Source organism: Bartonella sp. CM31XJBT, from assembly GCF_028618555.1.
Lineage (GTDB): Bacteria > Pseudomonadota > Alphaproteobacteria > Rhizobiales > Rhizobiaceae > Bartonella.
The window spans coordinates 130,270-154,007 of sequence record NZ_JAQITD010000001.1; the positions used below are offsets into that span (position 1 = coordinate 130,270).

General features: G+C 37.2%; 20 protein-coding genes. 7 read left to right on the forward strand and 13 right to left on the reverse strand.

Features of this window, described 5'->3' with window-relative positions; genetic code table 11:
• Positions 1-579 precede the first annotated feature (579 nt).
• The 8 genes from lpdA to PVV63_RS00645 form a co-directional block, all read right to left on the reverse strand.
• Positions 580-1,986, reverse strand: a complete 1,407-nt coding sequence (lpdA, locus tag PVV63_RS00610; RefSeq protein WP_273790155.1) for a dihydrolipoyl dehydrogenase — start codon at positions 1,984-1,986, stop codon at positions 580-582.
• A 31-nt stretch (positions 1,987-2,017) separates the two neighbouring features.
• Complete coding sequence (gene odhB, locus PVV63_RS00615) at positions 2,018-3,229, reverse strand: 2-oxoglutarate dehydrogenase complex dihydrolipoyllysine-residue succinyltransferase (protein ID WP_273790156.1); 1,212 nt, start codon at positions 3,227-3,229, stop codon at positions 2,018-2,020.
• A gap of 32 nt (positions 3,230-3,261) precedes the next feature.
• Complete coding sequence (locus tag PVV63_RS00620) at positions 3,262-6,261, reverse strand: 2-oxoglutarate dehydrogenase E1 component (RefSeq protein ID WP_273790157.1); 3,000 nt, start codon at positions 6,259-6,261, stop codon at positions 3,262-3,264.
• A 162-nt stretch (positions 6,262-6,423) separates the two neighbouring features.
• On the reverse strand, positions 6,424-7,326 hold the full coding sequence (gene sucD, locus PVV63_RS00625; RefSeq protein ID WP_273790158.1) for a succinate--CoA ligase subunit alpha: 903 nt from the start codon (positions 7,324-7,326) through the stop codon (positions 6,424-6,426).
• A gap of 3 nt (positions 7,327-7,329) precedes the next feature.
• Positions 7,330-8,526 (reverse strand): ADP-forming succinate--CoA ligase subunit beta, encoded by a 1,197-nt coding sequence (gene sucC, locus PVV63_RS00630; RefSeq protein ID WP_273790159.1) that lies wholly within the window; start codon positions 8,524-8,526, stop codon positions 7,330-7,332.
• Positions 8,527-8,621: 95 nt separating this feature from the next.
• Positions 8,622-9,584: a malate dehydrogenase gene (mdh, locus tag PVV63_RS00635; protein ID WP_273790160.1), complete on the reverse strand. Its 963-nt coding sequence runs from the start codon at positions 9,582-9,584 to the stop codon at positions 8,622-8,624.
• 288 nt (positions 9,585-9,872) lie between these two features.
• Positions 9,873-11,072: a cell division protein ZapE gene (gene zapE / locus PVV63_RS00640; RefSeq protein ID WP_273790309.1), complete on the reverse strand. Its 1,200-nt coding sequence runs from the start codon at positions 11,070-11,072 to the stop codon at positions 9,873-9,875.
• 98 nt (positions 11,073-11,170) lie between these two features.
• On the reverse strand, positions 11,171-11,716 hold the full coding sequence (locus PVV63_RS00645; RefSeq protein WP_273790161.1) for an AprI/Inh family metalloprotease inhibitor: 546 nt from the start codon (positions 11,714-11,716) through the stop codon (positions 11,171-11,173).
• A 226-nt stretch (positions 11,717-11,942) separates the two neighbouring features.
• On the opposite strand from PVV63_RS00645, the gene dapF reads away from it, so the two are divergent.
• The 7 genes from dapF to PVV63_RS00680 all read left to right on the forward strand — a co-directional run bounded on the left by dapF (position 11,943) and on the right by PVV63_RS00680 (position 18,016).
• Positions 11,943-12,794, forward strand: a complete 852-nt coding sequence (gene dapF, locus PVV63_RS00650) for a diaminopimelate epimerase (protein WP_273790162.1) — start codon at positions 11,943-11,945, stop codon at positions 12,792-12,794.
• Positions 12,794-14,077 (forward strand): tRNA (N(6)-L-threonylcarbamoyladenosine(37)-C(2))-methylthiotransferase MtaB, encoded by a 1,284-nt coding sequence (mtaB, locus tag PVV63_RS00655; protein WP_273790163.1) that lies wholly within the window; start codon positions 12,794-12,796, stop codon positions 14,075-14,077. The genes dapF and mtaB overlap by 1 nt, the downstream gene beginning before the upstream one ends.
• A gap of 14 nt (positions 14,078-14,091) precedes the next feature.
• Entirely contained in the window at positions 14,092-15,345 is a 1,254-nt protein-coding gene (gene ftsY / locus PVV63_RS00660) for a signal recognition particle-docking protein FtsY (protein WP_273790164.1), read from the forward strand.
• Positions 15,342-16,028, forward strand: a complete 687-nt coding sequence (locus tag PVV63_RS00665) for a septation protein A (protein ID WP_273790165.1) — start codon at positions 15,342-15,344, stop codon at positions 16,026-16,028. Before ftsY ends, PVV63_RS00665 begins: the two co-directional genes overlap by 4 nt.
• 62 nt (positions 16,029-16,090) lie before the next feature.
• Positions 16,091-16,852: a hydroxyacylglutathione hydrolase gene (gloB, locus tag PVV63_RS00670; protein ID WP_273790166.1), complete on the forward strand. Its 762-nt coding sequence runs from the start codon at positions 16,091-16,093 to the stop codon at positions 16,850-16,852.
• Positions 16,853-16,854: 2 nt separating this feature from the next.
• The gene (locus tag PVV63_RS00675) at positions 16,855-17,352 is read left to right on the forward strand and encodes a hypothetical protein (RefSeq protein WP_273790167.1); all 498 of its coding nucleotides are present in this window, start codon (positions 16,855-16,857) and stop codon (positions 17,350-17,352) included.
• 196 nt (positions 17,353-17,548) lie between these two features.
• A complete protein-coding gene (locus PVV63_RS00680; RefSeq protein WP_273790168.1) occupies positions 17,549-18,016 on the forward strand; it encodes a hypothetical protein in 468 nt (155 codons plus the stop codon).
• Positions 18,017-18,037: 21 nt separating this feature from the next.
• On the opposite strand, the gene PVV63_RS00685 is transcribed toward PVV63_RS00680, so the two are convergent.
• The 5 genes from PVV63_RS00685 to mnmE all read right to left on the reverse strand — a co-directional run bounded on the left by PVV63_RS00685 (position 18,038) and on the right by mnmE (position 23,707).
• Positions 18,038-18,934 carry a ParB/RepB/Spo0J family partition protein gene (locus PVV63_RS00685; protein ID WP_273790169.1) on the reverse strand — a complete coding sequence of 299 codons (897 nt, stop codon included), beginning with the start codon at positions 18,932-18,934 and terminating at the stop codon, positions 18,038-18,040.
• 39 nt (positions 18,935-18,973) lie between these two features.
• Positions 18,974-19,771, reverse strand: coding sequence for a ParA family protein (locus PVV63_RS00690; protein WP_273790170.1), 798 nt, complete (start codon positions 19,769-19,771; stop codon positions 18,974-18,976).
• Positions 19,772-19,777: 6 nt separating this feature from the next.
• Complete coding sequence (rsmG, locus tag PVV63_RS00695; RefSeq protein ID WP_273790171.1) at positions 19,778-20,425, reverse strand: 16S rRNA (guanine(527)-N(7))-methyltransferase RsmG; 648 nt, start codon at positions 20,423-20,425, stop codon at positions 19,778-19,780.
• Complete coding sequence (gene mnmG / locus PVV63_RS00700) at positions 20,425-22,293, reverse strand: tRNA uridine-5-carboxymethylaminomethyl(34) synthesis enzyme MnmG (RefSeq protein WP_273790172.1); 1,869 nt, start codon at positions 22,291-22,293, stop codon at positions 20,425-20,427. Before mnmG ends, rsmG begins: the two co-directional genes overlap by 1 nt.
• 106 nt (positions 22,294-22,399) lie before the next feature.
• A complete protein-coding gene (gene mnmE / locus PVV63_RS00705; protein ID WP_273790173.1) occupies positions 22,400-23,707 on the reverse strand; it encodes a tRNA uridine-5-carboxymethylaminomethyl(34) synthesis GTPase MnmE in 1,308 nt (435 codons plus the stop codon).
• Positions 23,708-23,738 lie beyond the last annotated feature (31 nt).

The window sequence follows — 23,738 nt, forward strand, 5'->3', positions numbered from 1 at the left end:
ACAAAGCGAGCGTGTGAGGTAAAATGATAAAAGAACAGAATAAAAATTCTCTTATGAAAACTCTCAAATAATAAAGAGCTTTAGCAATATTGAGAACTAAAAAAGTGTATTATCAATGTCAGCGTGTACTTTTACTAAACATAAAGATGATGGTGCACAATAGGTCGTATAACAGTTTGAATGAATTTCATATATTTCAAGAGAAACTTTACAGCTATACCATTCACGAGCACCATTGCGAAGTAGATTTGGGCATTTTGAGAGATGTTTTCTTAACACAAAGCACGCAGATAGGCTCAGAATCCTATCTTAAATATTTTATAACAGTATAAAAACTACCCCATATATAAAACTTTACATAGACTAAACACCACCGCTCTAAACGATAGTGCACAACAGAATAATCAATCAAAACTGCACAACAGATATCTAAAACAGTAATTATCGAAAAGCATACAACAAATGGAACATTTTAATACAATTGGTTATATTCCTTTTTAAAGTTTTAAAATGTTGTTGCATGCTTCACTAATATTTTCCGCCTCATGTGCCTTTTAAAATGTACTTTTTAAAAGCTTTTTAAATATGAAGTGGTTTAGCAAATGTTGCCAAAGCTGCCTCACGCACGGCTTCTGATAAGGTAGGATGTGCATGGCAACAACGTCCCAGATCTTCTGATGAACCACCAAATTCCATTAAAACTGCAATTTCATGGATCATTTCACCAGCACCAAATCCAAGAATATGCCCCCCTAATACCCGATCTGTTTTTTTATCAGAAAGGATTTTAACGAACCCATCACTCTTTTGCATTGCACGTGCACGACCATTAGCCATAAAAGGAAATTTGCCAACATTATATTCAATACCAGCAGTTTTTAGCTCTTCTTCTGTCCTTCCTACACTCGCAATTTCCGGCTGTGTATAAACAACACTAGGAATAACATCAAAATTAACATGTCCTTTTTGACCTGCCAAAATTTCTGCCACAGCAACGCCTTCTTCCTCTGCTTTATGTGCTAACATTTGTCCTTTTACGACATCACCAATTGCATAAATTCCTGGAACATTCGTCTGCCAATGAGCATCAATTGCAATAAATCCGCGTTCATCTAACTGAACACCAGCCTCTTGTAAGCCAAGCCCCTCTGTATAGGGAGAACGTCCAGTAGCAATAAGCACAACATCAGCCTCTAAAGTTTCAGATTCACCACCTTTGACAGATTCAAAGCTCACCTGAGCAGTTGAGCCAGATTGTGTAACAGCTGTCACCTTTGCACCCGTTTTATATTCAATCCCCTGTTTTTCCATTAATTTCTGAAATTGCCGTGAAACTTCACCATCCATTGAGCCCAAAACTTTATTAAGATACTCAATAATGGTCACCTTAGCACCTAAACGGCTCCAAACTGATCCAAGTTCTGAACCAATAACACCAGCACCCACTACAATCATATGCGCTGGTACTTTTTCAAGTGAAAGAGCTCCCGTAGAAGAAACAATAGTCTTTTCATCAATTTCAACATTCACCCCTGGAATGCCTGAACTCTCTGAACCGGTAGCAATAATAATATTTTTTGTTTCAATTGTTTGTTTATTACCATCTCTGGCAACAACTTCCACATGACCCGCACTCAAAATTTTGGCTGTCCCAAAAAAAGTATCAACTTTATTTTTTTTCATCAAAAAAGAAACACCACTCGTATTGGCTGTTACCACAGCTTTCTTATGAACCATCATTTGTTCAAGGTTAAGCTTAGATTTACCAATAGAAATACCAAGCGTTTCAAAACCATGCTGGGTTTCAGAAAACACTTCTGAAGCATGCAACAACGCTTTAGAAGGAATACAACCAACGTTGAGACATGTTCCTCCTAATGTTGTACGCTTTTCAATAATCGCTACTTTAAGTCCCAGTTGTGCCGCCTTTATTGCTGCTACATAACCACCTGGACCCGCTCCGATCACAGCCACATCATAAGACATCCGTTTCTCCTTTCATCCTGAAAACTGTATTTTACAAATCAAGAACAAGGCGTTCCGGATCTTCTAAGCTTTCCTTAACACGCACAAGGAAAGTCACAGCTTCTTGCCCATCCACAATACGGTGATCATAAGAAAGCGCTAAATACATCATGGGACGAATCACAACTTGGCCCTCAACAACCATTGCTCGCTCTTTAATCGCATGCATTCCCAAAATACCAGATTGTGGTGCATTCAAAATCGGTGTTGACATCAACGATCCATACACACCACCATTGGTAATGGTAAAAGTTCCGCCCTGCATATCAGAAACGGCTAATTTTCCATCACGCGCAAGACGTCCCAAACGACCAATCTCTTTTTCAATCTCTGCCAATGACATTTGATCTGCATCTCGCACTACTGGAACAACAAGCCCTTTATCCGTTCCAACAGCAATTCCAACATTGACATAGTTTTTGTAAACAATATCTGTCCCATCAATCTCGGCATTAACAGCAGGAAGTTCTTTTAATGCATGACAAACAGCCTTGGTAAAAAACCCCATAAAACCAAGTTTAACACCATGTTTCTTTTCAAAAAGATCCTTATAACGCTTGCGCAAATCCATCACAGCTGACATATCAACCTCATTAAATGTGGTTAACATCGCTGCTACATTTTGTGCATCTTTAAGACGGCGAGCAATTGTTTGACGCAATTTCGTCATACGAACCCGCTCTTCACGTGTTTCTTGGACAGGAGTTGCCGAAGAACTCGTCGCAGAAGAAGAGGGTGTAGGGGCATTTGTACTTTGTTTTAATCCACCAAGAACATCTTCTTTAAGAATTTGTCCACGTTTTCCAGAACCTGAAATATCGCTTTTTGCAACATTATTTTCAGCCATCAATTTTGCTGCTGAAGGAGAAGGAGGCATTGCACTGCTCAAAGCAGGCTTCTCCGATTCAGATGAAGCCGCTGGAACAAGCGTAGCAGAAGGTGAAAATGATTGGGAGACACCAGCTTCTCCAGCTTTCACCACTCCTAAAAGAGCATTTACTTCAACCGTATCGCCTTCTTTTGCAATGATTTCAGATAATTTCCCAGCAACAGGAGAAGGAACTTCAACGGTTACCTTATCAGTTTCTAATTCAACCAAAGGCTCATCCATAGCGACAGCTTCGCCAAGTTTTTTAAACCATTTGCCAACCGTTGCTTCGGTAACCGATTCGCCCAAAGTAGGAACACGAATTTCAGTAGTCATAATATTTTTCCATACATCAGAGTAGTAATAAATTAAGAACCTAACGCGTCTTTAAGAAACGCAGCCAGTTGTTCAAGGTGTTTCACCATTAACCCAGAGGCCGGTGACGCACTCGCAGGACGTCCTGCATAACGAGCACGTGAATATTGCGCATTAATATGCGTCAAAACCCATTCCAAATAAGGCTCAATAAATGACCAAGCCCCCATGTTTTTTGGTTCCTCTTGGCACCAAAAAACTTCCGCCTGCAAAAAGCGCGATAACACATTCACCAAAACTTTTGCAGGGAAAGGATAAAGCTGTTCAATACGAAGGAGATAAACATCATCAATACCCTTTTTTTCACGTTCTTCATAAAGGTCGTAATAAACCTTACCAGTACAAAGAACGACACGGCGAATTTTATTATCTTTTTGCAACTTAATGACAGAATCTTTGAGACATTCTGCATCATCAAGCAACACACGACAGAAACTTGTTTCTGGCCCCATTTCATTGAGAAGAGAAACCGCTCGCTTATGACGTAAGAGTGATTTCGGTGTCATCAAAATCAATGGCTTACGGAAATCACGCTTAATTTGTCGACGCAAAATATGAAAATAATTTGCAGGGGTTGTACAATTAGCAACCTGCATATTATCTTCCGCACAAAGTTGAAGAAATCGTTCTAAACGTGCAGAAGAATGCTCCGGCCCTTGCCCTTCAAAACCATGAGGCAATAAACACACAAGACCAGACATACGAAGCCACTTACGCTCTGCGGATGAAATAAATTGATCAAAAATGACCTGTGCACCATTAGAGAAATCACCAAATTGTGCTTCCCAAAGTGTTAATCCTCGTGGTTCAGCAAGAGAATATCCATATTCAAAACCAAGAACAGCTTCTTCAGAAAGCATAGAATTAACAACGTCATAAAGCGCTTGCCCCTTTTGTAAATGATTCAAAGGAATATAACGCGCCTCATTTTCTTGGTCATAAAGAACGGAATGACGTTGTGAAAAAGTTCCCCGCTCAACATCTTCACCGGAAAGACGAACCGGTGCACCTTCCAAACAAAGTGAACCAAAAGCTAAAGCTTCAGCGGTTGCCCAGTCAACACCCTCACCGGTTTCAAAAATTTTAGCACGATTATTTAAAAAACGTTGAATGGTTTTGTGAACGTGAAAATCTGCCGGAATTTCAACAATTTTCTGACCAATTTCCTTTAAAGTTTTTAATTCAACACCGGTTGCTCTAGAATGCTGCTCATCAGAACTACTAAAAGCTTTGAGTCCCGTCCAGCTTCCATCAAGCCAATCAGCCTTATTAGGCTTATAAGAAGCACTCGCTTCAAGTTCACCTTCAAGCTTATCGCGCCATAATTTTTTTTGTTGCTCAATCTCTTCTGAAGAAATCATTCCTTCTGCTACCAATTGGTCACTATAAAGTTGAAGTGTTGTTTTATGATTACGAATTGCTTTATACATAAGCGGCTGCGTAAAGGAAGGTTCATCACCTTCATTATGCCCATAACGGCGATAACAAAACATATCAATAACCACTGGTTTATGGAAAATTTGGCGAAACTCTGTTGCTATTTTGGCAACAAAAACAACCGCCTCAGGATCATCACCATTCACATGGAAAATTGGTGCATCAATCATTTTTGCGACATCTGATGGATAAGGCGAAGAACGTGAAAAACGTGGAGATGTTGTAAAACCAATCTGGTTATTGATAATAACATGAAGTGAGCCTGCAACACGATAACCTTTAAGACCTGAAAGACCAAAAGTTTCTTGGATAACGCCTTGTCCTGCAAAAGCAGCATCACCATGAATAAGCAATGGCATCACTTTTGAACGCTCACTTAATGGGAGTAAATCAGTATGCGCAGGTCCCATAAGTTGATCTTGTTTAGCACGTGCTTTCCCCATAACAACCGGATCAACAATCTCAAGATGAGATGGATTAGCCAACAGCGATAAGTGAACTTTTTTACCATCAAAGTCCAGATCAGCGGTAGTTCCCAAATGATATTTGACATCACCGGATCCCTCCACATCATCAGGCTTATAAGATCCCCCTTTGAATTCATGAAAGATAGCCCTATGCGGTTTGGCAAGAACTTGTGAAAGAACATTTAAACGACCACGATGTGCCATTCCTAAAATAACTTCCTGCACCCCCAAAGCACTACCACATTTGATAATTTGTTCAAGAGCGGGAATCAGCGCCTCACCACCATCGAGTCCAAAACGCTTTGTACCTTTATATTTAGTGTCTAAAAACTGTTCGAATCCCTCTGCCTGAATAAGCTTATTCAGAATAGCTTTCTTGTCTTGTTGTGTGAAAGAAATTTTTTTATCTCGCCCTTCAATGCGTTCTTGAAGCCATGCTTTCTGAACTGGATCAGAAACATGCATATATTCCACACCGATTGTTGAACAATAGGTCCGATTGAGAATCTCAAGCATTTGCGGAATAGTTGCATATTCCAATCCTAAAACATTATCAATAAAAATGGGACGCTCGTAATCAGCTGGAGTAAAACCATAAGCTTCTGGAGAAAGTTCCTTATAATCTTCTTGTTTTTCGGCCAATTGAAGAGGGTCAAGCTGCGCATGAAGATGTCCCCGTTCTCGAAACGCACGAATCATCATAATTGCATGAACGGAATCACGTGTTGCACGAATAATATCTTGTTTACTGGAAGTTTTTCCCTTTTGTGCAGCACCTGTTATTGCTTTTTCCTTTAATTTATCGCCAAGATATTTTTCAAGAGAAGACCAATCACCATCAAGAGCAGAAACCAATTCACCCTCTGCTTTTAATGGCCAATGATCACGCTGCCATGTTGCTCCTTCAGCATTTTTAAGAACATCTTCTTTATTATCATGAAGTCCTTCAAAAAAAGCACGCCACTGTGAATCAACACTGGTAGGATCTTTTTCATATTGAGCATAAAGTTGATCTATATAATCCGCATTCCCACCATAAAGAAATGATGTCTGTGCAAAAAGGCTATTTATTTCGTCCTGCCTTGCCATATACCTCTCCGGAACATCTATTCCGTCTCCTTATATCTCTTTTGACCTTTAAATGCTTACAAACAAGCAGTAATTTGAACATTCAAAAAAGTTTTACCTTTTTATACTCAAGTCTTTTCACCTGAATCTAAGAACCTTTGCTTATTCAGGTGAAACTTTCTTTTAGCCTTTCAAAACTGACATCAAAGTCTTACCTATCTGTGATGGTGAAGAAGACACACGAATCCCTGCTGATTCCATTGCTGCAATTTTATCTTCTGCTCCACCCTTACCACCAGAAATAACAGCACCGGCATGTCCCATTGTCCGTCCTGGAGGAGCCGTACGGCCAGCAATAAAGCCAACAACTGGCTTTTTTCGACCTTTTCTTGCTTCATCTTGCAGAAACTGTGCTGCTTCTTCTTCAGCAGAACCACCAATCTCACCAATCATAACAATAGACTGAGTTTCATCATCTGCTAAAAACATTTCCAACACATCAATAAATTCAGTACCCTTAACAGGATCACCACCAATCCCTATAGCAGTTGTTTGTCCGAGACCTTCCTGACTCGTCTGAAAAACGGCTTCATAAGTTAAAGTTCCCGACCTCGAGACAACCCCAACAGAACCTTTTCTAAAAATAGAACCAGGCATAATACCAATTTTACATTCATTTGGTGTAAGAATACCGGGACAATTAGGACCAATAAGACGAGACTTTGAGTTTTCTAATCGCGCCTTCACTTTAACCATATCCATAACGGGAATACCTTCCGTAATACAGATAATTAAACGAATTTCAGCTTCAATAGCCTCTATAATAGCTGCCGCAGCCCCTGCAGGAGGAACATAAATAACGGAAGCATCCGCACCTGTTTTTTCTTTTGCTTCTGCAACATTAGCAAAGATAGGAAGAGTTTCACCTTTTGAACCTTCCCATGTTTCTCCACCCTTTTTAGGATTAACGCCACCAACCATTTGCGTACCATGATAAGCAAGCGCCTGTTCTGTATGAAATGTTCCTGTTTTTCCTGTAAGCCCTTGAACTAGAACTTTTGTCTCTTTATTCACAAGAATCGACATAGCTTAAGCTCCCTTCACGGCTGCAACAATTTTTTGGGCAGCATCATCTAAATCATCAGCAGGAATAACATTCAAACCACTCTCATTAATAATTGCTTTACCCTGCTCAACATTAGTGCCTTCAAGACGAACAACCAAGGGAACTTTTAAACCAACCTCACGAACAGCAGCAACCACACCTTCAGCAATGACATCACAACGCATAATACCACCAAAAATGTTAACCAAAATGCCCTTAACATTTGGATCGGCCGTAATAATCTTAAAAGCAGCTGTCACCTTTTCTTTTGATGCTCCACCACCAACATCCAAAAAATTCGCTGGCTCTGCTCCATAAAGCTTAATGATATCCATTGTTGCCATAGCAAGCCCAGCACCATTAACCATGCAACCAATCGTACCCTCAAGAGCAACATAAGCAAGATCATGCTTTGATGCTTCTATTTCCTTTGGATCTTCCTCTGAAAGATCGCGTAATTCTAAAATATCTGGATGACGAAACAGAGCATTATTATCAAAAGAAACTTTCGCATCAAGAACACGCAAACGACCATCTTTCATCACAATAAGTGGATTGATTTCTAAAAGGCTCATATCTTTTTCACAAAATGCCTTATAGAGAATCGGAAAAAGCTTTTCACCATCTTCTCGCGCACTACTTTGTAGTTTCAACGCATCACAAAGTCTTGCACAATCAGCAGAAGTAACACCCTCTCCAGCATCAATGGGAAGCGTGAATATTTTTTCTGGTGTCTCTTCAGCAACCGTTTCAATATCCATTCCACCTTCTGTTGAAACAACAAAAGCAATTCGACCAATGCTACGATCAACCAAAAGTGAAAGATAAAGCTCCCGTTCAATATCGGCACCGTCTTCAATATAAAGGCGGTTGACCTGCTTACCCTCTGGACCAGTTTGTTTGGTTACCAAAGTTTTTCCAAGCATTTCTTGAACATTTGCAACAACTTCTTCAACAGATTGTGCAAGCCGAACACCACCCTTTGCATCAGGATCAAGTTCTTTAAACTTACCCTTACCACGACCACCAGCGTGTATCTGACTTTTAACCACATAGAGAGGTCCGGGCAATTTTTCCGCCCATTTTTCCGCTTGCTCTACAGAATAAACAGCGACACCATTTGCAATTGGTGCTCCATATTCATGAAGCAGACGTTTGGCCTGATACTCATGGATATTCATGCATTTGTCCTTTTCTTTTATGGATCATGGATCTTATTAATCCTAAAGTTTTAATATTCTAAATACTTATTTTAATGAATTAAACCTTGTTCAATTTACTTGAGACTAGGTACAAGAGCAATACAAGCTTCACAAAGCTTTTTAACCGCATTTACTGAATGATCAAAAGCACCTCTTTCTTCTTTATCAAGATCAATTTCAATGACTCGTTCAACACCACCTGCACCAAGTACAACAGGAACACCAACGTAAGTATCATTAACCCCATATTCTCCTGAAAGATAAGCTGCAACAGGCACAACACGCTTAGTGTCCTTTAGATAAGCCTCAGCCATAGAAACAGCAGAAGCTGCTGGTGCATAATAAGCAGAACCTGTTTTTAACAAACCAATAATTTCTGCACCACCATCGCGGGTACGCTGGATAATTTGATCAATTCTTTCCTGTGTTGTCCAGCCCATCTTTACAAGATCAGGCAAAGAAATACCACCAACCGTTGAATAACGCACGAGAGGAACCATTGTATCACCGTGGCCCCCTAAAACAAACGCTGTCACATCTTTAATAGAGACCTTAAATTCCTCAGATAAGAAATGACGAAAACGCGCTGAATCAAGAACACCTGCCATACCAACCACTTTATGTGTAGGGAGACCTGAAAATTTCTGCAAAGCCCACACCATCGCATCAAGGGGATTAGTAATACAAATAACAAACGCCGAAGAAGCGTATTTTTTAATTCCAGCTCCAACTTGTTCCATAACCTTTAAATTAATGCCCAAAAGTTCATCACGGCTCATACCAGGTTTTCGCGCAACGCCTGCTGTTACAATAACAACATCAGCACCTTCAATTGTTTCATAAGCATTAGCACCTTTTAGACTGATATCAAAACCATCAACAGGAGAAGATTCGGCGATATCTAGAGCCTTACCTTGTGGCACACCTTCTGCAATATCAAATAAGACCACATCAGCAAGCTCTTTAAGCCCAATAATATGTGCTAAAGTACCACCAATCATACCTGAACCAATGAGAGCTATTTTTTTCCGTGCCATTTTATTTTTTCCTAACTTTTAGATAATTCAGCGCACACCCATCAGCGTCCGTATACTGAATATTTTTGACTTCAACCATATTCAAACAATATCATAAAAAGGAGTAAAGAAATGAAATTTACAAATTTCTCTCTTTACAGAAACAACAACCCTCCGCTGAAACAACTATTAGAAAATTATCACGATGTATCGATAAAGTGAATTTAAAAAAAATACAACAGAATTATTATATTTCTTTAATTTCAAAAAGTTATTGTTTTTACAGTTTACGTAAAGGTAAAAGTATAATCAATGCTTCTTCTTCAAAAGAAAATGTTCTTCCCAAAGTTTTAAATAATCGTAGCTTTGCATTTCGAAAAGACGTGATTGTGTTCTTTTAAATTCAAATGTTTCCGTAATCTGCGCATGCCCTTTATACAAATCCCCTACCCCTGCCGCAGCCGACATAAACAACCGTATGTGGCGCTCATAAAGAATATCAATAAGCAAAATAAACCGTTTTGTTTCATTGCGACATGTATCATCCATGACCGGTACATTATCAATAAAAATCGTATGATAACGCTCTCCTAATAACAAATATTCAGCCGCGGCCAAAGGCTTTGCACATAAATCCCCATAATCAAAACGAGCACATCCTGCACCAAAGCGCGGAATAGGAATAAGGCGCCCTTTTATAGAAAGCTCATCAGATGTCTCCTTATGTCCTTGCAATACAAGTGCCCATGCTTGATCCATATATTCATTTGCCGGGACCCCCAACGGCGACACATACACCTGTTGTAGATTTGATTTTTCAAGGCGATAATCTGTTTTTGCATCAAGATTAACAACGCGAACATATGCTTTCAAAACTTGAATAAAAGGCAAAAAGAGTTCACGATTTAAACCGTTACAATAAAGGTTATCCGGCGCCACATTTGAGGTTGCAATAAAGAAAATTCCTTTATCAAACAAAGCAGAAATAAGCCGCCCCAATACCATAGCATCAGCAATATCTGTTACACTAAACTCATCAAAACAAAGTATTTTTGCTTCTCGTGCAAGATCCTCAGCAACAGCTAAAATAGGATTATCTTGTTTAAATTTTGCACACCCAGATGCTTGACGATAAAAATTAATACGCTCATGCACATCAGCCATAAAATCATTAAAATGGGCACGCTTTTTATGACCTTTAGGCAAACAAGAAAAGAACAAATCCATCAGCATGGTTTTGCCCCGTCCTACTTCACCATAAATATACAGTCCCTGAAAAAAACCTGTTTCATCTCCTTGTTTTACAACACAAGAAATATTTTGTTTTTTCCTTTTAAATATTCTATTAAAGAAAGAGCAAAATATCCAAGTCCAAGGACGAGAGATATTTTGTTCCGTAATTTTTTTTAATAAATGATCAAAATATTCTGTTATAGCTAATTGAGCGGGATCAAAACAAACCTCTCCTTTAGCGACAAGCTCCTTATAACGTGTTGAAACGAGAATCATCCAAAAAACCTTTTTCAAACCGATCTCAATGAAAAATACAAATACTTTTCACGAATCTGTCCGTCTAGCTTAGCTTGTCATAAACGGTCAAAAATGATTTAACGACTTAAAACAACGGGATGATCATCAAGTGTACGTCCCTCAAAACGATCAACATTTGAAGAATAAAGAACGAGGATAACACGTCCAGAGTTATTATAAAAATATAATCTTTTTCCTTTAACGTCCCACGATCTCACTTGGGAAGCAATTCCTGGACAGTGTAAAGGACCAGCACGGTACCCTTTTCCAAACTTTGTTTGTGGAGTTGCAATCCGGCAAACTTTTCCTCCCATAGAAAGATTCCATACTCCAGCAATACTTGCAGGAAATAAATCAGTGGCACTGCTTGGCAATTCGAGACTAGCCATTCGTCCATCGCTCTGAGAATCTCCTTTTTCATACACCGAAGCGTTTGCGTCTTCAGATATCGACGAAGAAGGAGACGACAGATCAGACGCTTCCAATATTGTCATTTGTTGAGATGGATAAAAAACTTCTAATGCGTTATTATCGTCATTACCATCAAACCGTGTTGTTGAACATCCCCCTAAAAACATTACAGTTGATAGTGCAACGAAAAACGAAACTCTTGAAAACGCCATGTCTGTACTCTCTCCCACGACAATAAATAAGTTCACAAAAAAATTAAGCGAATATTTGTTATAGTTACAAAGATAAATTAACAAATTAAAAAAAACAGGTTAAAATCACTTATTTTAAACGAAATAACTTATGTACCAAATTTTATATTTATTAAACACTGGAAATTTATAATATTTTCAGCCATATATCTCTTTTATAAGTAATCATTAGAAATAGAGAAGTTTCATGAAAACGCCATTTAGCAAAATGGACGGTCTTGGAAATCAAATTATTGTTGTTGATATGCGTGAAAGCACTCATGCTCTTACACCAAAAGCAATCCTTGCTTTGTCAGCAGATCCTGAAATGCATTTTGATCAAATCATGGCTATCCACACACCAACCCAGAAAAAAGCCAACTTCCGCATCGAAATATGGAATGCCGACGGATCAATGGCTAAAGCTTGTGGCAATGGTACCCGCTGTGTCATCGCATGGCTTAAAGATCACAATTTTGGTGAAAAATTTCATTTAGAAACTCCCGCTGGAATTATTGAAGGGAAATACCAAACCGACAATCTCATTTCTGTTGATATGGGATGCCCAAATTTCAATGCAAAAGAGATGCCTGTTTCACGTGAAATAGTTGATACAAATCACGTAGAAATTACGGCTGGTCCCCTAAAAGACGCTTGTCTCATATCCATTGGCAATCTCCATGCTATCTTTTTTGTTGAAAATGATATTCAACATATTCCATTAGAGGAATATGGGCCAAACCTTGAACATGATCCCCTGTTTCCCGAACGGTGCAATATTTCCATTGCTTGCATAACGTCAAAGAAAAGTCTAAATTTACGTACATGGGAGCGAGGAGCAGGATTAACACAAGCATGTGGGAGTGCTGCTTGTGCAAGTGCAGTGGCTGCTTATCGTCGTGGACTTACAGAGCGCCATATTGATGTGAACTTACCAAAGGGAACACTTAATATTTTTTACCGAGAAGACGATCACATTATTATGACAGGACCAATAAAATATCAATTTAGTGGTTTTTTAAGCCCTTTAACAGGGTCCTACAAAAAGGATCACTCCTGATGGCAATAGAAATTGTAACTTTTGGTTGTCGACTTAACAGCTACGAATCGGAAATCATTCGCAAAGAAAGTACTTCTTCAGGGCTAGATCAACTTAAAGATGGTGCTATTATCTTTAATACTTGTGCTGTCACTGCCGAAGCCGTACGACAAGCAAAACAAGCTATCCGCAAAGCACGACGTGAAAATCCTCATGCGCGTATCATTGTAACAGGGTGTGCAGCCCAAACAGAAGCACAAAATTTTGCCTCAATGACAGAAGTGGATCTCGTTTTAGGAAACGAAGATAAACTTCACGCCCATTCTTATCGTCAACTTCCTGATTTTGGTATTAATCATTCTGAAAAGGTGCGTATCAATGACATTATGGAAGTACAAAAAATTGCCCCACATATGGTCAGTGCAATGCAAGAGCGCACCCGCGCTTTTGTACAGGTACAAAACGGATGTGATCATCGCTGTACATTTTGCATTATTCCTTATGGACGAGGACCATCTCGTTCAGTTCCCATGGGTGCTGTCATAGAACAAATTAAAAAGCTGATAGGTGGGGGTATCCAAGAGGTGGTCCTTACAGGTGTTGACCTTACAAGTTATGGCCACGACCTTCCTGGAAAAGCTACTCTAGGAAAATTAACTTCAGCAATTTTGCATCATGTTCCTGACTTAACGCGATTACGCCTCTCATCTATTGACTCTATTGAAGCAGACGAAGAACTCATCAATCTTTTAGCTTATGAAACAAGAATCATGCCCCATTTGCATTTATCTTTGCAAGCAGGTGATAATATGATTTTAAAACGGATGAAACGGCGTCATCTGCGCGAACATGCCATTCAATTTTGCCAAGAGTTGCGTGCCAAACGTCCTACAATGGTGTATGGTGCTGACTTAATTGCTGGTTTTCCTACAGAAACAGAAGAGATGTTTCAAAACAGTCTTGTTTTAATCAAAGATTGTAATTTAACCCATCTCCATGTCTTCCCCTTTAGTCCAAGAGAAGGAACACCTGCCGCACGTATGCCACAAATCAACCGTAAAATAGTTAAGATGCGTGCTGAAAAATTGCGTAAAGCAGGTGAGATGGCTTACCAAAAGCATCTTGCTCATTTACAAAACAGTCTACAAACAATTCTCGTTGAAAAAGATGAAATCGGACGAACAGAAGATTATACCCTTGTACAGGTTAAAGGTGCAAAAGCAGGAACAATTGTTCAAGCCCTTATCGTTGATCATGATGGCGATAAATTGATTGCTGTCCTTCCAAAATTAAACGCTGCTTGAGCAGGAAAATTCTTATGACGAAATCTTTTATTAAAAAAATATTCTCTTTTAACAAATCTCAAGAGCAAGAAATTGAACAACAGATTTCTATTCCTGATAAAAGCGATATAATAGAAGAAAATAAAGACAAAAATGAAAAGACAAAAAATAACCAAGTTTCTATAGACACAGAAAAAGAAGAACAAACAAAAAATCCAGAGTCAATACTTACAAAATATGATGAAAAATCTCCATTTCTAGAATCCCGTTCTGATAAAATTCCTTTTTCTGGTAAAATTATTGTCACAGACAACATCCGTGAAAAAAAGAATGAAGAAATTTTATCTGAACCTTCTGTTGAACAAAAAAAGACAGCGTGGTTTGGGCGCCTTAAAAAAGGTCTATCCCTTTCTTCACAACGCTTAAGCGGATCAATTAGCGATCTCTTTGTTAAAAGAAAACTTGATGAAGACACATTGCAAGAGCTCGAAGATATTCTTATCCAAGCTGACATAGGTGTAGAGACGGCAACACGCATCACAAATACTTTAGCTTCCAGTCGTTACGGAAAAGACCTCTCCCCAGATGATATTCATACTATTGTAGCGGATGAGGTCAAAAAAGTTCTGGAACCTGTTGCAATACCATTGGAACTTGATCTCAGCCATAAACCGCATGTTATTTTGCTGGTAGGTGTAAATGGCACTGGAAAAACGACAACTATTGGAAAACTTTCAGCAAAATTAACAGAAGGGGGATTAAAAGTTATGCTGGCAGCTGGTGATACTTTCCGAGCCGCAGCTATTGAGCAACTACACATCTGGGGTGAACGTACCAATTCTCCTGTTATTTCAACAAAATTGGGTGCAGATGCCGCCAGCTTAGCATTTGATGCTTATGAAAAAGCAAAAAAAACAAACAGTGATGTATTAATTATTGATACAGCAGGGCGTTTACAAAATAAATCTGAATTGATGGATGAATTAGCAAAAATTATTCGTGTTTTAAAAAAACATACCCCCCAAGCACCCCATACAATCCTTCAAACGCTTGATGCAACAACCGGACAAAATGCACTCAACCAAGTAGATATTTTCCGCGATATTGCTGGTGTTAATGGTTTAGTCATGACAAAGCTAGATGGGACTGCACGAGGAGGAATTCTTGTCGCTATCGCAGCAAAATATAAATTACCCGTTTATTTTATCGGTATAGGAGAAGATATTGAAGACCTTCAACCCTTTTCTGCTTCTGACTTTGCCGAAACTATCGCAGGAAAACATGCATGAAACAGCCTTTATCTAATCCTAATTTACACAATAATTCTGAAAAAAAAATGAATAACAATAAAAAAAAATCTCTCTCACCAACACTTAAGTTTCTTTTGGAAATGGGTCCATTGGTTGCCTTCTTTTTTGCCAATTATAAGGGAGAATGGCTGATAAAAAACATTGGATTTTTTCAAAATTTTAACAAATCTATTTTCCCTGCAACAGCTATTTTCATGGTAGCGATAATTATTTCCCTAAGCTTATCATGGATCCTTGCAAGACAAATTCCTATTATGCCTCTTATTTCGGGAATATTTGTTTTAGTTTTTGGCTTTCTAACTCTCTGGCTTCATAATGAAACTTTCATAAAAATGAAACCGACAATCATTAATAGCTTATTTGCTTTTATACTTTTTGGTGGGATGTTTTTTAAAAAACCACTTTTACGTTATGCTCTTGATTCTACCTTAAAACTTGATGATTTAGGTTGGCAAAAACTTACCTATCGTTGGGCGTTTTTTTTCATTTTTCTTGCCCTTTTGAATGAAATAATTTGGCGTAATTTTAGCGATAATTTCTGGACAAGTTTCAAAGTATTTGGCGTCATGCCTATAACAGTCCTTTTCATGCTTACCCAAATGCCTATAATTATAAAACATTCAAAAGGACTTTTTACAGAAGAGGACAAATCTGATTCTTAAAAAAATCACCACTACCGATTATTTTATAGATTCATCGCCAAACACTGTTCGGGAGAAAAAATATGTTGATTGAACAGTTTATTTGTCGAGAAGACAATTTTGGTATACTCATTCATGATGAAAAAAGTGGTATGACAGCTGCAATAGATGCTCCTGAAAGCAAAGCGATCCACAATGCTTTAAAGCGCCACAATTGGACACTTAACACTATTTTTGTAACTCATCATCATCACGACCATGTAGAAGCCCTATCAGAATTAAAACAAGTTTACAACGCTATGGTTATCGGGCCAGAAGCAGAAAAAGAAAAGATCAATTATCTTGATCAAACACTTCAACCTGATGAAAGTTTTTCTTTTGGCACACACCTGCTTTTAGCTCTTTCAACACCTGGTCATACTTTAGGCGCATTATCTTACTATTTTCCTGAGAAGAGTTTACTCTTTGCTGGAGATACACTTTTTTCATTGGGCTGTGGACGTCTTTTCGAAGGAACACCTGCACAAATGTTAAATTCTTTAAAAAAACTTCGTAAACTTCCTGATGAAACACTTCTCTATTGTGGACATGAATATACAAAAAATAACGCTCTTTTCGCACTAACAATTGACCCACATAATAAAAAACTCCACCAAAGAATAGAGGAAGTTTTTTTGCTACGTGCAAAAAACGCTATGACTTTACCTGTCACTTTAGGGCAAGAAAAAGCCACCAATCCCTTTCTCCGCTGGGATGATAGTGTGTTGCGAAGGAACCTTGTAATGGAAGAAGAAACAGATGAAGAAGTTTTTGCTGAAATTCGAAGAAGAAAGGATAATTTTTAACCATGCTTAAGTTCGTATTACGTTTGTTTCTCCTTTTTCTTTTCGTGATACATATTCAACTAACAAGAGCAGAGGAAAAGGAAACAGATAATTCTTCTCTTATATCCCCTCTCGTTGCAAATTATCCCTTAACAGAAGATTTTTTTTTAAAACTGGAAAAAATTGAAAAAGAATGTGAAAATTTACTTCCAGAAACAAAAAATGATCTTATCACTTATGATTCTAGTATCCACTCTAATATTGAAAACTACACTACCTATATTTCTAGTAAACCAAAACTTATGAATATTTTTAAAAAAAATAATATCAAACCAGAAGATTTTGCTGCTGGAACCTTAGTACTTAAAGAAATATCCGCGCTTCTCATATTTGCACCTGAAAAGGAATATTCTACTGAGAAAAATATTATATTTCTAAACAATCTTGAATTTGTTAAAAAACATTTTTACAAAGCAACAATTCTTTTAGATAGCTGTGAAAAACTCATTTTGAGCAACTAATCAGTTATGAAATGTTAGAAAATATCACCCCTTTAATCTAATAAAGAAGTCAGTGCATTAAAAAATCACCGTATTTTTATCATTCCTAATAATTGTTTTTATTTCGATTATATTTACAAATGTTTTTCTAAAAATAAAGAATAACAGACGGAAAAGTATTTATTGAAATTCAAAAAAGAAAGGATAATTTTTAGTCATGTTTAAACTTCTATTGTGTTTTTTCTTCATTTTTCCTTTTGTATCATACGCTCAAGAAAAAAAACAAGAAATAGATGATCCTTCTTTTATACCGCCTTTCATTGCAAATTATCCCTTAACAGAAAATATTCTTTTAAAGCTGGAAAAAATCAAAGCAGAATGTAGAAATTTATCTTCAGAACCAGAACAAACAAATACAAAAAGTGATATCAATACTTATGATGATCATATTGAAAAATATGCTGCCTATATTTCTAATAATCCAAAACTTGTGAATATTTTAAAAGAAAATAATATCACACCAAAAGATTTTATTGTTGCTCACTTAGCACTTAAAGCGACATTATATGTACTTACTGATGAGGAAAATTATACTTATGAAAAAAACTCTTTACCTTCAAGAAATCTAGAATTTGTTAAAGAACATATGTATAGAATAATCCAAATTTTAAGAGATAACTGTTAAAAATCTTTTTATAACAATTGATTAACTTTGTAAACGCCGACAAATTTCATCTAATTGTTCTAATGAAGAGTAATGTATTTTTAAATCGCCACCTTTTTTACCATGTCGAATAATAACTTTCATTCCTATCACATCTGCAAGTAATTTTTCTAAAGATTTTGTTTCAGCATCTTTTTCCGTATTGGTACGCTTTTTAGTTTTAGGATTGGCTTTCTCATATGCAAGTATTTCTGTTTGACGTACTGAAAGCCCTTCACGAATAATTTTCTCAGCTAAATTTTGTGGATCATCAACGGTTATAAGACAACGTGCATGACCAGCAGAAAGTTGTCCATCCGTTAAGAATTGTTGTACTCTTTCTGGAAGTTTTAATAAACGAAGCGTATTTGCAACATGACTACGACTTTTTCCAATAACTTGTGCTAAATCTACTTGTGTATAATCATGCTCATTCAAAAGCATCTCATATCCTTTTGCTTCTTCGATAGGATTAAGATCTGCCCGCTGAACATTTTCAATAATAGCCAATTCCAAAGCGGTTTTATCGTCCACATCACGAATAATAACGGGTAATTGACTTAAATTTGCACGTTGTGCTGCACGCCAGCGCCGTTCACCCGCAATCAATTCAAACCGATGAGGATGATCTCTTAAAGGCCTTACAATAACCGGTTGAACCACACCGTGTTGACGAATTGATTGTGCCAAATTATCAAGCTCTGTTTCAGTAAAATGACGCCGAGGATTGTGAGGATTACATGAAATAGATTCAATAGAAATAAATCGCTCAGAAATACTACCGGATTCATTTAATTTATCAAAGCTTGATGAACGTGCAATATTGTTGTTTAAATTGATATCTCCAATCAATGCCGCTAATCCACGTCCTAGTCTTTTTTTTGAGAGATCATCATTCATAATTTTTCTCTTTGAATTTTTAGATTATTTTTTATATTTTTAAGCAGCAGCGCGTGCTTGTTTTTCACGTTGTATCATTTCTGATGCTAGACGCAAATAAGCTTGGCTTCCAGCACATTTGAGATCATAAAGCAATACAGGTTTGCCAAAAGAAGGTGCTTCTGATACTCTTACATTTCGTGGAATAACAGTACGATAAACTTTATCTCCCATAAAAGAACGTACATCTTCAACAACTTGATTTGAAAGGTTATTACGTCCATCATACATTGTTAGAACAATACCTTGGATTTCTAAAGATGGATTAAGTACGGATCGCACTTGTTTTACTGTTTCAAGTAATTGACTTAAACCTTCAAGTGCTAAAAATTCACACTGCATAGGTACCAAAACAGAATCCGCGGCCCCCATAGCATTAAGTGTTAAAAGATTAAGGGAGGGAGGACAATCAATTAAAATATAATTGAATTTTTTTTCCATTTCCGGATCATCATAGAGAGCTTTACGTAAGCGTTGTATGCGATCTTTTGATGAAGAAATTTCCATTTCCACACCTAAGAGATCAAGTGTAGAGGGAACTATATAAAGATTGGGTACAGCTGTTTTTAAAGCCGCCTGTGTAATTGAAACGCCTGAAACCAAAACATCATAAGACGATAAAGGACGGCTATTACGATCAATCCCCAAACCAGTACTTGCATTACCTTGTGGATCAACATCCATAATAAGAACATTTTCACCAATGGCTGCTAAAGCTGTTGCAAGATTAATTGCTGTGGTTGTTTTTCCGACTCCACCCTTTTGGTTTGCAATAGCGATAATTCGTGTTTCGCTCATTTTGCTCTACCCTCTATATGATCGAATATGAGAAATTTCCAAAATAACAGAATTTTCATCAACTTTACTTTTATGTTTTAACAGATCAAAGTGCCAATTGGCAGAGGCATTTTTTATTTCTGTAGCGTAATCCCGACCTTTTTGCAAAAGAGCTATAGTTTTTTCTGTTAATAAAGGAAAAATAAGTTGTAAAAGAGTATTAAGCGGCGCTAATCCCCGTGCCGTTATAATATCAGACATGGGAATTTTTTGATATATATCTTCAATCCTAGCGTGATAAACCGTTGCTGGAAGATTAAGTTGAGCAATAACTGTTCGCAAAAAAGCAACTTTTTTCCCATTACTTTCAACAAGATTAATATGTCCTGCTTTTTTTTCTTTCAAAAAGATAGCAATCACAATTGCAGGAAAACCTCCTCCTGATCCTAAATCACACCAATGTAAAGAATGAGCATACAAAGGAAAAATTTGTGCTGAATCTAGAATATGTCGTGTCCATAGATCTGGTATTGTTGTAGCAGATATCAAATTAATATGCGCATTCCATTGAAGTATTAAAGACTCAAACTGAATTAAATTTTCCATTGTTTCACGTGAAACAGAAGGAACAATATTTAATAATTGTTGATATTTTTTTTCTATAGAAAAATCCATTAAGCTGTTTTAGCCTTTTCACGTCGTTGACGTTGAATATATGTAATAATAAGAGATAACGCAGCGGGTGTCATGCCATCAATTTTTTGTGCATCAGCAATTGAACGCGGCGATACTTCTTTAATTTTTGATTTAAGTTCATTTGAAAGACCTGAAATTGCCTGAATATCAAGAGAAGAAGGAATTTCTAAACGCTCATCTCTCTGAAGAGAAGCAATATCTTGTGCTTGTTTATCTAAATAAACCGCATATTGTGCTTCAATTTCTAAAGATTCTGCTGTTTTAGAATCAATTTTTTGTAATTGTGGCCAAAAATCTGAAAGACGCTCTAAGGTCATATGAGGATAAGCAAGAAAATCATAAGCCGAACGCCGAATTCCATCATGATTAACATGTAATCCATGAGCAGAAGCTTCATTAGGTGTTAAAAAAATACTTTGACATATTGATCGTGCTTGATCAAGCCGTTGTTGTTTTTTCTGATAACATTCCCAACGTATTTTACTCACAATACCCCATTTTTGTGCCAAAGGTGTTAAACGCGTATCAGCATTATCAGATCGTAAAGATAAACGAAATTCAGCACGTGATGTAAACATCCTATAAGGTTCACAAACACCACGTGAAACCAAATCATCAACCATAACACCAATATAAGCCGTAGATCGACTTATAAGTATTTCATCTAATTTACCTACTTTACGTGCAGCATTTAATCCAGCTAAAAGTCCTTGTGCTGCTGCTTCCTCATATCCTGTTGTACCATTAATTTGTCCTGCTAAAAATAAACCTGGTAAAGAGCGTAATTCTAAGCTTCTCGTTAATTGTTGTGGATTAACAAAATCATATTCAATAGCATAACCAGGTTGCAAAACTATAGCATTTTCCAATCCTTCAATGGTTTTCAATAGAGAAATTTGCACATCTTCAGGAAGAGAAGTAGAAAGACCATTTGGATAAACGGTATCATCATTTAATCCTTCTGGTTCTAGAAAAATCTGATGTCCATCACGTTCTCCAAATTTAACAATTTTATCTTCAACAGAAGGACAATAACGTGGTCCTAACCCTTCAATATTTCCAGAATATAAAGCAGAACGATAAATATTCTCGCGAATAATTTGATGTGTTTTCTCATTTGTACGTGTTATTGCACATTCAATTTGTGGTTGTTCAATTTTCTCTGTTAAAAGAGAAAAGGGTATGGGATTTTCATCTGCTTGTTGTTTTTGGAGAGCTTCCCAAGCAATTGTTTTTTTACTCAAACGAGCAGGGGTTCCTGTTTTTAATCGACCAAGTTTTATATGATAATTTTTTAAACGTTTAGCAAGTTTCACACTTGACTGATCCCCCATACGTCCAGCAGCCCATGTTTTATCACCAATATGAATAAAGCCATTTAAAAATGTCCCTGTTGTTAAAACAACAGCACCAGATAAAATTATTCCTTGTTTTTTTAAAATAACACCTGATACACAATTATCTTTAACAACCAGATCAATAACTTCATCCTCAATAAGAGTAAGATTTTCTTGTTCTTTTAATAATTTTTGAATTTCTTTTTTATAAAGTTGTCTATCTGCCTGTGTTCGTGGTCCTCTTACTGCCGGTCCTTTACGTCTATTAAGTAGTCTAAACTGAATTCCAGCAGCATCTGCTGCTCTTCCCATGAGACCATCTAATGCATCTATTTCACGAACTAGATGCCCTTTTCCAAGTCCACCAATAGCAGGATTACACGACATTGTTCCCAATGCTGATATTTTATGTGTAACAAGCGCTGTTTTGGCTCCTACACGCGCTGAAGCTGAAGCTGCCTCACAGCCAGCATGACCACCACCAACAATAACAACATCATATGATTGCATTTAATTCATTCCGTAGAAAATATTCTAAGGTTTCACGTGAAACAATATATAAATTACATAATCTTTATAATCTGTCTATGAAATAATCAATGTTTCACGTGAATCATTATTTACCAACACAAAATTCTGAAAAAATAATATCAAGCAAATCTTCAACATCAATATCTCCTGTAATTTTACCAAGAAAATCACTTGCACAACGGAGATGTTCTGCACGTAAACTGAGATCAAGAGAATGATAATTAAGAGAAAATTCAATCTCTTTAACAGCCTCCTTTAACAATTGAAGTTGTCTTTTACGTGCTGGAACAATATTTCCAATTTCAGAAGCACGATGATGACAAAATGATTCAAGTTCTTTTATAAAATAATCAAAATTTAAACCAGTTAATGCGGAAAATTGTATAGACCAACGCTGATCATTTTTTTCATAAAGATCAAGCTTATTGCCAACACACCATATTTCAGCCGATGTTTCTGGTAAATCAACCTGCTTAGGATTTCCTATATCATAAACCAAAATAACCAAATCAGCTTCCATAACATGCTGTTTAGCAATTTCTATTCCCATCTGTTCTATTTTATTTTCTGTTTTTCTAAAACCAGCAGTATCCGTTAAAAAAATAGGTAAACCACCAAGAATAATTCTCATTTCTAAAGCATCACGGGTTGTTCCTGCTTCTTCCGTTACAATAGCAACAGATCTTCCTGAAAGACGATTCATAATGCTTGATTTTCCAGAATTAGGAGCACCAGCAATAACAATTTTTAATCCATCACGTAAAATACTCGCACGCTCTCCTTCAGTAATATATTCTCGAAGAGAGGTACAAAGATCTTCAATATCTTTCCAAACTTTATCAGATATTGCGTTGGGAATATCTGCTTCATCAACAAAATCAAGTTCTGCCTCGATAAAAGCACGCGCCTTCATAAGCTTATGACGCCAATCACGATAAAGCGTCGTTAAATGTCCACTTGTACCCATAACAGCTAAACGCCGTTGGCTTTCCGTTTCTGCTTCTATTAAATCAGCAAGACCTTCTGCTTGAACAAGATCTAATTTTCCTTCCATAAAAGCACGACGTGAAAATTCACCTGCCTCTGCAATACGGCATCCAGAAAATGTCGATAATTCATCGAGAAAACGATTAACAACGGCTTTTCCTCCATGTAAATGGAATTCTGCACAATCTTCCCCCGTAAAACTATGAGGAGCAGGAAAAAAAACAGTTAAACCAGAATCTAAAAAACTACCATCACGAGCAGTAAGATTTCCATAATGCATAAAACGTGCTTTAGGTAAACGACCACAAAGCGTTTTAACTATATCTACAACATGAGGACCAGAAAGCCGAATGACTGCAACCCCTGAAGGTAACAATCCACTCGAAACAGCAAAGATTGTATCCACAGGTCTTAATCCTAATAAAAACTTTAATGAC